A 12,091-nucleotide genomic window follows, 5' to 3' on the forward strand; every position below is an offset into this window, starting at 1 on the left:
TGCTGATGACAGTATACAGGTCAATTCAGAGACAGGCAAGTAAATCAGTATTTTGATAATTTATGAGGTCAACAACAGTTACGGATTTTTCCGGCTTCCTCAAGCTGTTCTAAATATTTTTCATACATAATAAAATCCTCCATGTAAAATCAGTAGTAATCAAAACACTGCTTTACACGGAGGTGCATTTGGGTCATAAAACCGCTTGCCAACCAAGCGGAAGGGTGGTATTCTTTTCATAGGCAGTGGGAAGGTCGATCCTGTTTGATTGTTATTTTGTGGTGATTTAACAATACTACTTTTAGGACTTGCTTTCCACTGTTTTTTATTATAGAAAACAGAAAATCGCTATGCCACAGCCTTGGCAGGCCATCGCGCAGCGATTTTGTTCAATTCCAGTTTGTATAACAGGAAAATTTAAATTTAGCGAGGAAAAATATATGAAGAAAATAATTAAAATTCTGATTGCGCTGATAGTTGGATTTGCTCTTGCAATGCTATTGATGAGCGTCGCAATTTACTTTGGATATACTAACGCATATAGTACAGATGTAAATACACTAACTGTTAAAATACTCGGAATACCTATTTACGAACTTACAAAGTCTGGAACAGAGTATATTGGCAAATCAATAGGAGTTTATATGGGGGCAGTATGTGGTATTTGTATGGCAATCAGTGTTATTGCTGAAGAACTTATCAGCAAAGCAAGACACAAATAAATCCCAGTCTGTAGGAGAGATTGAAAGTACACGATTATTTGAATTTTGCGGAGACCAACTATGAATAAAATAATTGAAAAATATAAGTGTCCATGTTGTGGATTTTATACTTTTGATGAAAAGCCTAATGGTAATTACGATATATGCCCAGTGTGTTTTTGGGAAGATGATCCAATACAATTAGAGGATAATGAATATGAAGGTGGAGCTAATCGAGTTAGTCTCGTACAGGCAAGACATAATTTTTTGTCGTTTGGTGCATGTGAAGAAGAAATGAAAAAGCATGTGCGAAAGCCTAAAGAAGATGAATTGCATGGTATTGATTAGCAATGTGAATTTTTCAGTAATACAGAGAGACGAATTTGAATTTGTTAGGCTTCTTCGCTTAAAGAGTTTTTGCATATTAACACTGAAATTATTATTACTACACATGAAAAACAAATCATGAAAATGGAATCAAAATTATTATTTACATTTAAAAGCTCCAATTCATTAGCATAGAGCACTCCATTCATGATTGCATGGAACACTATACTTAAAGCTAAATATACCACTCGTTTATTTGTTACGGATTTGTAATCTATCAAAGTTAAACCCATCAACGCTCCAAAACTCAAAATTCTTCCAACAACGGCAATTAAACAACCAAAAATACTCATATGAGTAGCAAAAATTGTTACAAAATCAAATATTGTATGTATGCTACTACGCCCTAATCCAAATACAATCGGTGTTTCCTTAGATTTTTCTTTTTTTAGCATAGTTTTAAATACAAGATAATATCCACCTTCTTCAAACAAACCCTGAGTTATTCCAACTGCAACACATAGTAATAATGAATGTCGTAAAAAAAAGTCTTTGATAGGTGATTCAAGTAACACCATGAATGCTTGAATTGGCTGTGGTAGCAATAGTCCAAAAATCAATAAGCTTAATACTCCAATCAAGAATATTTTATACTTTTTCATCATTTTTCTCCTAATACAACTTCAAATTCATGCATACTTTCAATCTCTCCACAAGACTGAAAGTTGTCGCTTTACTTTCAAAGATAAAACTTTAATTTTCCTTTTAACCATAAAATAGAGAAATTGGATTTCTATTTATCGTTTCTTTTCATTCTCACCTTCCCAGTCATATTCTTTACAACTAGCTTAAATACCGTTGTATGAGGCATAACTGATTTATTAAACGGAAATGTTTCTTGATGATAATGTTTCATTAATATACATAAAGCATCATATTTTTCTTCTTCGGGAAGTATTTCAATATATCCCTTTCCAATAACGCTTTCATATTCCATAGTGCAACTTCCCCGTTCTAATTCTGTAACAAGTCTATGTTCACAGTCCATTTCAAAACTAGCCCTATTATCATTTTGAATCAAATCATACTTCATCCCTTCATTTGCTCCATGGAAGTACAGCTCTACAATATTATTATCAACTTTCATTCCAAAATTTAATGGTAAAATGTAAGGATATCCGTTATTATTTAATGCAATTCTACATACATCACATTTTTCCATAATTCTAATTATACCATCAAAATCTTTTACCTCTCTGTCTGAACGTCTCATTCTATTTCTATTCTCCTCCCTACAAAATTCAAATTTTTTTATTATCCAAGCTCTAAATCCAGCCACCTAGCATTTGCCCAGCTACGCTCTTTTTTTGTAGAAACTCATCACTAAAACAAAAGATATAAGCTGACCTATTAATATTCTTATAATCTGCAAATTATCAGCTTCGTTGTTAGATATTACATGTAAAAGATTTGTTACAACAATATTATTGAACAAGTGATCTCCAATCCCCATCCATAGTGAACCTGTCATTTTATAAAGCACCGACCACTTTATGCTCATAACACCCGACAAAATAATATATCCAATTCCCATTACAAGTAAATTACCGAGAGATGAGTTGCCTTCTATATAGTCTCTCATAGGCATAACCCAATGCCAAACTCCGAATAATAAGGCAATAAAAAACACTATGCCTTTGAAACTCATTCTATTTTCAAGCAGACGAGAGAAAAGTCCTCGAAAAATCCCCTCTTCCATCCAAACATTTATAAGATTGAAAGTAATACAAAGTAGAATAAATCCAATTCCAGTTTGCTTAACCGCCTCACCGTTTAATGAAAAACCACTTGTATAAACAGAAAGCTGAACATTCCCATTCATACAATACAGCAGAACACATTCTACAAGATAAGCAATTGAAAAGCAGGAAACTCCCAACGCCAATCCTTTTAAGATATTCTGTACAATCTTAGTTTTTGTAAATCCGATGCTATCCCAAGAAAGCTTTGATAACACAAGCATTACCACCAAAATAATTATGCCAAAAACCTTATGTATAAAATTCTCTGCTAGGATTGTTTCGTCTGTTCTTATCCCAAAGTACTCTACAACTCTTGCGATACAGCATATAAGAAAAATCAGCACACAACTTAATATAGATTTTTCAAAGATTACTTTTTTCATTTTCATCACCTATACAACTTCATCTCTCAGTATTACTGGAAGTTTACTTTGCTTTTATCTTTTGTATTATCTTATTTACAATAAATACTATAATAGATACAATCAAAAAACCAATAGTATAATTGACAAAAATATCTCTATATGCCGAAGATGCTAATTCAGCAGTTAGTCCCCTAAACCATACATACAAAAAAGCCAATAAAATTGTTGGAACATACACCACAACTAATTTAATTGCAAAATTCTTTATATGTATATATCTAATTAGTGAGTATGCTAAAATCACAATTAAAGTAATAATTGCACGGTCTAATTCGTGCCAGTTTCCTGCTGGATCTTCATATATCCCTTTTGAAAGATAAGAAATACTATTTACTATTGTCGCAATTGTATATAAGCCACAATATATTAATAACAAATCCTTTAAACCTTTGTTCCATATGTTTTTCATGTATTGTGTTCTCCGTCAATTGGAATTTACTTGCTTTTCTTCTCTTTGTTACATCTCGTTAATGCGATAAATAGTTCAATGCCCCCACCACATAGCCATATGATACCTAACGTAATATTTTCTGCCCAGAACCAAAACAGTGATATAACGATCCATGTAATCGCTAAAATAAAAATCCCCTTGCTTCTCATGATTTTCCTCCTCCAAATTCAAATTTATCTCTCAACCTCAACAATCAGCTCGGAGAATATGCCTGATATGTTGATTGTATTTTCGGCAGTTTCGTTTTCTTCAAGCTCAACAATTTCTCCGTTTTTGCGGGTGATGAGCTTGCATTTTCTGCCGTTATTTGAGAGTTTGTAGTTATCTGCATTTTCAAGGTGAACAATCGCTTTCGCTTTGAACTGGTTTATATCAAGTTTTGTGCAGTTACCTGAAATAAAAATTTCGTAGTCAGTCTTTGCGGTAAACTCCAGACTTCCCTCTGTGTCCCGGATAAAAACCTTTTCTGCGTCGCCGTCGTACTCAAGTCGGCTGAGGCGTAAATCCTCAATAAGAAGTTCCTTAACGCTTGCTGAAACCTCTGTATGCTCGGTAAACTTTTCAGGGAGTAAAAGAGTAATATCCACGCTTTCCTGTGCTTCAAAACGGCTGACGCCCTTTTTATTTACAAGTTCAATATCCAACTTATTACGCTTTTCGTCAAGTTTCACCTTGAAAAGAGAGCCAATTTCAGCAAGTATTTCGGAAGAAAGCACAATGTGGATTTTTTCATCCACACCTGTTTTGATAGTAATTTTCCTTGCACCGCCCAAGTTTATATCAAAATGCTTGCCGGTGTCGATATCATAAACTGTTTCGCTTTCGAAAACCACCGGCTTTTCTTCCTGTTTTTTGACCTCTTCAAGCACAAGCTCATCGAGAGTGAGCTTGAAAAGCTCTGCGAGGATAATCATATTTTCAACATCAGGGAGACCTCGCTTGGTCTCCCATTTTGTTATAGTTTGACGGCTTACTCCTGTTTTCTCAGCAAGCTGTTCCTGAGAAAGTCCCTCTTTTAATCTGTACTGCTTTAATTTATCACCAAAATCCATTTTTGTCTCTCCCTTATTCCTTAATGAGTACATATGCTGAAATCTTTCTTATCGGCATACACAAAATAATACTTATCATAATGTTTACTAAAATCTGAGCTACTGCAAATAGCATTAAAAAGCCAAATGAAATCTCAATGTTATTTTTCATGGCACCCAAAGTCTCAAAAATAAATTGATAGATAGCCGGCATATAATAAATTGCCAAAAAGCTTGAAAGCACAATTGCCACCATCGACACAGGCATAAATGAACCTGTTGTCTGTAAAATAAGCTGTGAACTTGTGTAGCCCATTGCTTTGTAAATACCTAACTCCTGTCTTCTTTTTACAAGCAGAGACTTGATGACAATATATAAAATAAATAACACAACGAGAATTGTTACCGCACAAATTGATACTACAAGCACCACAGTGATACCCATATACATATCCTGTGCTTCAGTTTGAAGCTTGTAAGAATTCACTGTGTCTGCTACCAATGCAGAGTAATCGGATTTATATTCCTTTGTAATCTTTTCGGCATTTTCAGCATTTTCAAGATACACATAGAGGTATGGAGTCTGATTTTGGTTAAAGAGACTGTTGTATCCTTCTATGCTCAGTTCACAAAGCTCGCCCTGTAAATTTACGCTTTGCACAAAGCCTGTAACCTGAAAGCTTTTTGTGATACCGTCCACCGTCACGCTGACTGTATCACCGATTTTAAAATTTTCTTCAAAAGCACTGCCCAAAGCGATTTCATCTGCATCTTTCGGATTTTCACCCATATAACATACATCATTTCTCACCTTTGAGAAGTCCTCGCAGGCAAAAGCAGTCACTGTTTTCTCTTCAATTTTAACAATTGCAGACATATATTTCAATGAATTTTGCACACGATTATCGTTACCAAGTTTTGACTCAAGCTCACTCATGCTGTCGCTTTTAGGATAAATAATCACATCTGCTACTTCGTCTGACAAAGCAGACATAAAATTATCCGGCTCAACTACTACATTGTAGAACAGTGTGCCTGAAAATGCTATGAGAACCGTCAGTACAAAAGACACCAGAAAGAGCATTATATTCTGTTTTGTAGAAGCTATCATCTGCTTTAAGACAAGCAGGAATTTTGTATTGCCTCTGGTTTCTTCAAGCGGAAAATAATTTTTCTTTGTGTGCTTTGAACTTGTATTACCTCTTAAGCCGTCAATAGGCTGAATTTTCTTGATTTTTCGTGCGGATATATATGTGAAGAACGAAACAACACCGCAAAGAATACAAGCCACACATACAAAGCTCAGCAAATCAAAGCTAACAGCAAACGAAAAACCTGACTGAACAGTAAGCACTGAGCAAAGCACAGGAAGTAAAGTGTAAGACAGACCAATGCCGAGAATTGCAAACAATAGCGAAACAATAGCATAAGGCAGTGTGATACTCGCTACAATCTGAGCACTTGTATACCCCAGAGCTTTAAGCACGCTCATATTTGTAATTTCGGACTCAATAGCATTTTTAACTTTGAAGTTACTTAGGAATACGCTAACTGCAAGGATGATTAGTGCAAAAGCGGTTAAAATAAGTACAAGCAGATCCGTAACCATTGTCCGTGTACCCTTTACGCTTTCGCTGTCAAGAATTGATAAAGCCATAACACCTTTGTTCTCAATTGCTTTGCTGACATCATCTTTCACTTCATCAAGGCTTGCATCGCTCTTTACGCTCATTGAATATTCAACCACAGCCTTGTCACTATAAGAATCCGCAAGCTCTGCAAACTCTTCTTTTGGTAAATAGGCACACAGCAAACCCGAACCATAGTTGCCGTACTGCATTTCTTCAATCACACCTGCCACAGTGAAACTATGGGACTTGCCGTCAATTGCATAAACGATTTCGTCATTCAAAGCAAATCCACCAAAGTTGGATACATAAAGTGGGATATAGATTGGATCGTCAACATTATTTTTGCTTTCACTCACAAGTTCATAATTGTTAAGAGTACGCTTGTCGTCAATGTTATAAAACACTGTGTTCATTGAAAAATCCGCACCATTGAAATCCTTGACAGTAGCTTCTGTCATAATAGCAGTATAGCTTTCGATTTTCTCTACCTTTTCGATTTCATCAATTGCTTTTTCAAGTTCACTGCTGTTCTGGACCTCAGGAACAATTGCGGTGAGCATTGCGCTGCTTAACTTTTCAAACTTTGTATCATAAGCCCTATCTACCTGACACAGCAAAACCGCTGCACAATTTAATATTAGAGCAGTTATCAGAATGATAACGCCGAATGATATAAAGGAGGTTTTTTCTTTTTTTAAGTTGTATAAAATCTGATTTGCTATTTTTTTCATATTACCATCCCATCTCTGTTAAAAAGTTGTTTAGCTTTGCTTCACGGTCTTTACTTTCATTTGTGTAAACCCCAAGGTCACACTCACCGTAGATCATGCCGTCCTTAACATATAACACACGGTTGCCTCTTAAGGCTGTTTTCTTGTCATGAGTTACCAATATAATGCTCTGACCATCATTATGAAGCTTTGTAAAAACATCAAGAACCGCAGTTGAGTTATTTGAGTTCAGTGCACCTGTGGGCTCATCGGCAAAGAGAATCTCGGGTTTATTTATAACTGCCCTTACAATGCCTGCTCGCTGAGCCTCACCGCCCGACACCTGAGATGGGAACTTTTTGCGTGTTATCTCAGGAATATTAACAAGCTCGAAAAGCTCTTTGGCATATTTCACTGAGTCCTTTTTGCTTGCTCCTGACAATGCACTCGCCGTAAGTACATTATCCATAAGGCTCATCTTATCAAGAAGATAGATTTGCTGAAAAACAAAACCACAGTTCTTTCGTCTGAAAATTGCCAGCCTATCATCACTTAAAGATGTAATTGTTTTGTCGTTCCAAACAACCTCGCCCGAGCTGGGCCTGTCCATTCCCGAAAGGGAGTACATCAGTGTGGACTTGCCTGCGCCTGAACTACCCATAATCACAGTAAAGTCACCCCTATATATATTAAGGTCTAGATTTTCAAAAATTGTCTGCTCTGTGTCACCTGTAATAAAACTCTTTTTAAGTTTAGTTGCCTTGATAATGATTTCTTTTTTGTTACTCATAACAATGCCTCCATCAGTATTTTGATTTACACTCGCATCTTACACAAAATGAAAAAGTAGCACCACCAACACCTGTTTACAAATCAAAAAACGGACGCTACTTTCCGTAGCATCCGCTTAAAATCAAGTTTTTCAACTTATAATCCCTGATTCAAGTCGAGCATCCGCGAGACTTGGCGCGTGATTCTGGGCAGCGTAAGCTGACACATTCTTTACAGAATCACTGCGCATCCTCGCGGAGCGTTTATCTCAGTCGGAGATTGGACTCCCACTGAGACAAATTTGCTGTTACTCACCACCTGAAAGAGGTGGGAGTCTTCTCGACTGAGATAAATCTCCTCTCCAAGAATAGCCTTGTCACGCACATAGCAGGCAAAGCTATTAAATTGCCAAATATCTCCTACTCGATAATTCTCTAGTAAGTTAATTTCTTTTATTTTATCACACCAAGCCTAGATATTCTGCCAACATTTTATCAAAAAACATTTATAGAAATCACCAGACTGCCAAACTATCAATCGCATCCACCCATGCCTGCATTTCATCCAGTTCCAACTGCCATTTTTATAATTTGTTATAAGTTGTTACCAGATTTTCTTTCCCTTGTTTTTTCCCTTATCAGAGTTCATAACCAAGGGTAAAACGATATAACACGATACAAGATGTGACGGAGAGGACACCCACAAAAACTTTAGTATTTCAAGGGTTTGACGAGATTTTTATAACCAGATATAACAGTTATTAAATCCCTTAAAATACCTCAAGTGAGAATTCAAATTCATGCATACTTTCAATCTCTTCATAAGACTGGAAGTTGTGGTGTATCTTATCAACTCGTCCGTTTATTGTTCATTATATAAAATAACAATACTATTATAAATGAAATAAGCTGACCAATCAAAATTCTCACTATTTGCATACTATCTGCTTCATTATTTGATATAACATGAACGAGATTAGTGACAATTACATTATTGAACAAATGGTCTCCAAGTCCCATCCACAATGAGCCTGTCAACTTATATAATAAGGACCATTTAATACTCATGATGCCTACCAAAACTATATATCCAATTCCCATAATCAAAAGGGTTGACAATGATGATTTTCCTTCTATGTAGTCACGAAACGGCATTACCCAATGCCACACGCCGAATAGGAATGCAATAAAAAAAACTGCTTTTCCGTTTCGCCACTCAGAGAAAAGCCGCTTGCATAGAATTCCAGTTCCACATTTTGATTTGTAATGTGCAATATCAAACACTCAATTCCGTATGCAGCAGCAAAACAAACGCTGCCTAATAAAATTCCTTTTCCACAATTTCCAATTGCATATTCATTTACAAATCCAATGTCTTTCCACTTCATTTTTGAAATATGAAGAATAATAAATAAAAGAAAAATCCCAAATAACTTATGGATAAAGTTCTCTGACAAGAACGATTCGTCAGTTCTTATAAAAAAATATTCAACTATTCTTGCCGCAGCACATATCATAAAAATTAGCCAGCAAACTATCACTGGATGCTTTCTAAATTTATCCATAAAACTTCTACTCTTTGTTCTCGCAAATTACTAAATTAGGATTTTTCCACTTCCACCTTCTTGCCCTACGGACAAGAAGTATCCCTCGCTTTCAGCTCGGTCAATTCGAGTTTTTAGAACCTATGGATTGGTTGAAATATGGAATCACACGAAAAGGTCTGGAAGAAGCCGCAAAAGGAAAGGAATGAAACTGTTATGACTGAGAAAGAAAAAATGCAAAAGCAGATGCTTTATGACGCAAATAACGACAGAAATTTGTTAGATGAAAGAGCCAAGGCAAAAGACCTTTGCTATCAATTCAATCAGCTCCGTCCATCAGATGAAAAAGGACAGCAAAAACTTATGAAACAACTGTTAGGAAAGACAAAGAACGTATTTTGTATTGTTGCACCATTCTGGTGCGATTACGGCTACAACATCGAAATCGGAGAAAATTTCTTTGCGAATCACAACACGGTTATTCTTGATGGGGCGAAAGTGACTTTTGGCGATAATGTGTTCATTGCACCTGATTGTGGCTTCCATACAGCCGGACATCCGATTGATTTTGAACGCCGGAATCAAGGATTAGAGTATGCTTATCCGATTACCGTAGGAGATAATGTATGGATTGGTGCCGGTGTTCAGGTTATGCCCAATGTTACAATCGGAAGTAATGTTGTAATCGGAGGTGGAAGTGTCGTTGTCAAGGACATTCCAAGTAATTCGGTAGCAGTCGGAAATCCTTGCAGGGTCATTCGAGCAATTACAGAAGAGGATAGAAAGACCTGTTGGGACAGATAAATTCCAGTTGTGCGCCCAGCTAAGGGTGTGTAGTCAAGCCGGTGGGATTCCGGTTTATCCAAGGTTTAGCCAACCAGATAATAGCGAGTCTTGGGATGATGCCGGTAACGGCATCTGACAAGCGTAGACAGCAAGAAAGCAGGGTTGAATAGTGATTGAGCTTCGAAACGTTAACTTCAGTCGGTCGACGTCTTAACTGGTGCGGAAGACAATATCATGTAATGCGATATGGCGAGTGTTATGTGGCACTGCGGAGTCAGAGAACCAATCATGTTTTACATTGTGAATACACATCAACTGGGGAGAACCTGCCATTTCTCGAAGAAGAGTATGAAGTTGCAACTGAAAACGGAGGATTTCAAATGAATGGTAGGTGGTCGGACAATCCCATAGTACTGTAGAAATCGGGCAATGCCGATGGAGGGAAGGGGATTGCATAGTAAAGGTCTTACTGAGGACACATTATCCGTACCCAGGGACGGAGGAAATAATGGAAACGAAATTAGTAAGAATAGCTGAGATATCGGCAACATCAAAACATCCTATATTTACATCAGTGTACCATTTGATAAATGAAGATATGCTAAAGCAATGCCATAAGGAATTAGATGGGAACAAAGCAGTCGGAATTGACAAGGTAACTAAGGATGAGTATGGGAAGAACCTTGATAGAAATATCAAGGAACTGGTACAGAGGTTGAAAAACAAATCCTTTAAGCCACTTCCGTCACTGAGGGTATATATACCTAAAGGAAATGGAAAGAAACGACCATTAGGGATTGCTTCCTATGAAGATAAGATTGTACAAATGGCAGTGAAGAAAATACTGGGAGCTATTTATGAACCGAGATTCCTAAACTGCATGTATGGATTCAGACCGAATAGGGGGTGTCACGAAGCAATAAAAGAAGTATACCAACGGATAAGCTATGGAAAAATCAGCTATATCGTAGATGCCGATATCAAAGGTTTCTTTGACCATATCGACCATGATTGGATGATGAAGTTCCTTGAATGGAATATACAGGATAGGAACTTATTGTGGCTAATACGTAAATACCTTAAAGCAGGAATAATGGAGCAAGGAAAATTCGAGCCAACAGAGGAAGGTTCGGCACAAGGCTCAGTAATGAGTCCGATGCTTGCAAATATATACATGCATCATGTGCTGACGCTGTGGTTTAAGCTGGTGGTGCAAAGGGAAATGCAGGGAGAGTGTTTTCTCGTCAACTTTGCGGATGATTTTGTTGCAGGATTTCAATATAAGTCAGAAGCTGAAAGATACTATAAAGAATTAAAGGAACGAATGGAAAAGTTTGGACTGGAGCTGGAAAGTAGTAAAAGCAGACTGATTGAATTTGGGAGATTTGCAGAGCAGAATCGTAGAGCAAGAGGAGAATGTAAGCCTGAAACATTTGATTTTCTGGGATTTACCTTCTACTGTAGCAAAACTCGAAAGGGAGGTTTCGTGCCAAAGGTACAGACTTCAAGAAAGAAGTTTGAGCAAAAGGTTAGAGCATACAAGAACTGGATTTACGATAATCGAAATCGACCAATGCGAGAAATAATTAAAGAGTTGAATGTAAAACTAATTGGACACTATCGGTATTATGGTGTTACATGGAATTTTCGGAAGATAACAACATTCCTGCATAGAGTACAACAGTTTCTATTCAAAGCCATGAATCGGAGAGGTTGTAGACGGGCATACACATGGAATGGATTTGTGGAAATGCTCAAGTATTACCCGTTAGCAAAACCTAAAACGTACTATTGTTTATATTGAAGCGAATGTTACTATGAGGAGCCGTATGCGGGAAAGCCGCACGTACGGATCTGTGAGGGGCTAAGATTGAGAGGTCTTAGTCTACTCGACTGTAGAATTCAAAAATTTA

General features: G+C 36.9%; 14 protein-coding genes. 4 read left to right on the plus strand and 10 right to left on the minus strand.

The window, feature by feature from the left end; genetic code table 11:
* The first annotated feature begins 440 nt into the window (after nucleotides 1-440).
* Together NSA57_RS14985 and NSA57_RS14990 are read left to right on the plus strand one after the other, a co-directional pair.
* Nucleotides 441-722, plus strand: coding sequence for a DUF5963 family protein (locus NSA57_RS14985; RefSeq protein WP_257465269.1), 282 nt, complete (start codon nucleotides 441-443; stop codon nucleotides 720-722).
* A gap of 60 nt (nucleotides 723-782) precedes the next feature.
* The gene (locus NSA57_RS14990) at nucleotides 783-1,049 is read left to right on the plus strand and encodes a CPCC family cysteine-rich protein (RefSeq protein ID WP_257465270.1); all 267 of its coding nucleotides are present in this window, start codon (nucleotides 783-785) and stop codon (nucleotides 1,047-1,049) included.
* Between the two features lie 44 nt (nucleotides 1,050-1,093).
* On the opposite strand, the gene NSA57_RS14995 is transcribed toward NSA57_RS14990, so the two are convergent.
* The 10 genes from NSA57_RS14995 to NSA57_RS15035 form a co-directional block, all read right to left on the minus strand.
* Nucleotides 1,094-1,693, minus strand: a complete 600-nt coding sequence (locus NSA57_RS14995; RefSeq protein ID WP_257465271.1) for a YhfC family glutamic-type intramembrane protease — start codon at nucleotides 1,691-1,693, stop codon at nucleotides 1,094-1,096.
* 128 nt (nucleotides 1,694-1,821) lie between these two features.
* Complete coding sequence (locus tag NSA57_RS15000; RefSeq protein ID WP_257465272.1) at nucleotides 1,822-2,301, minus strand: pyridoxamine 5'-phosphate oxidase family protein; 480 nt, start codon at nucleotides 2,299-2,301, stop codon at nucleotides 1,822-1,824.
* Between the two features lie 81 nt (nucleotides 2,302-2,382).
* On the minus strand, nucleotides 2,383-3,213 hold the full coding sequence (locus NSA57_RS15005; RefSeq protein WP_257465273.1) for a CPBP family intramembrane glutamic endopeptidase: 831 nt from the start codon (nucleotides 3,211-3,213) through the stop codon (nucleotides 2,383-2,385).
* Nucleotides 3,214-3,256: 43 nt separating this feature from the next.
* Nucleotides 3,257-3,664, minus strand: a complete 408-nt coding sequence (locus NSA57_RS15010) for a DUF6608 family protein (protein ID WP_257465274.1) — start codon at nucleotides 3,662-3,664, stop codon at nucleotides 3,257-3,259.
* A 26-nt stretch (nucleotides 3,665-3,690) separates the two neighbouring features.
* Nucleotides 3,691-3,855 carry a hypothetical protein gene (locus NSA57_RS15015; RefSeq protein WP_257465275.1) on the minus strand — a complete coding sequence of 55 codons (165 nt, stop codon included), beginning with the start codon at nucleotides 3,853-3,855 and terminating at the stop codon, nucleotides 3,691-3,693.
* Between the two features lie 24 nt (nucleotides 3,856-3,879).
* On the minus strand, nucleotides 3,880-4,758 hold the full coding sequence (locus tag NSA57_RS15020) for a helix-turn-helix transcriptional regulator (protein ID WP_257465276.1): 879 nt from the start codon (nucleotides 4,756-4,758) through the stop codon (nucleotides 3,880-3,882).
* Between the two features lie 13 nt (nucleotides 4,759-4,771).
* On the minus strand, nucleotides 4,772-7,099 hold the full coding sequence (locus tag NSA57_RS15025) for an ABC transporter permease (RefSeq protein ID WP_257465277.1): 2,328 nt from the start codon (nucleotides 7,097-7,099) through the stop codon (nucleotides 4,772-4,774).
* Between the two features lies 1 nt (nucleotide 7,100).
* Nucleotides 7,101-7,868 carry an ABC transporter ATP-binding protein gene (locus NSA57_RS15030; RefSeq protein WP_087936897.1) on the minus strand — a complete coding sequence of 256 codons (768 nt, stop codon included), beginning with the start codon at nucleotides 7,866-7,868 and terminating at the stop codon, nucleotides 7,101-7,103.
* A gap of 829 nt (nucleotides 7,869-8,697) precedes the next feature.
* Nucleotides 8,698-9,090, minus strand: coding sequence for a CPBP family glutamic-type intramembrane protease (locus NSA57_RS19965; RefSeq protein ID WP_408611659.1), 393 nt, complete (start codon nucleotides 9,088-9,090; stop codon nucleotides 8,698-8,700).
* Nucleotides 9,003-9,413, minus strand: a complete 411-nt coding sequence (locus NSA57_RS15035) for a hypothetical protein (protein ID WP_257465278.1) — start codon at nucleotides 9,411-9,413, stop codon at nucleotides 9,003-9,005. Before NSA57_RS15035 ends, NSA57_RS19965 begins: the two co-directional genes overlap by 88 nt.
* A 195-nt stretch (nucleotides 9,414-9,608) precedes the next feature.
* Here NSA57_RS15035 and NSA57_RS15040 point away from each other — a divergent pair, with 195 nt between their 5' ends.
* Both NSA57_RS15040 and ltrA read left to right on the plus strand, forming a co-directional pair.
* The gene (locus NSA57_RS15040; RefSeq protein WP_257465279.1) at nucleotides 9,609-10,196 is read left to right on the plus strand and encodes a sugar O-acetyltransferase; all 588 of its coding nucleotides are present in this window, start codon (nucleotides 9,609-9,611) and stop codon (nucleotides 10,194-10,196) included.
* Nucleotides 10,197-10,686: 490 nt separating this feature from the next.
* Nucleotides 10,687-11,982, plus strand: coding sequence for a group II intron reverse transcriptase/maturase (ltrA, locus tag NSA57_RS15045; RefSeq protein WP_069424453.1), 1,296 nt, complete (start codon nucleotides 10,687-10,689; stop codon nucleotides 11,980-11,982).
* Nucleotides 11,983-12,091: the final 109 nt, after the last annotated feature.

Origin of the sequence: Blautia caecimuris, from assembly GCF_024622975.1 — a bacterium.
Lineage (GTDB): Bacteria > Bacillota > Clostridia > Lachnospirales > Lachnospiraceae > Blautia_A > Blautia_A caecimuris.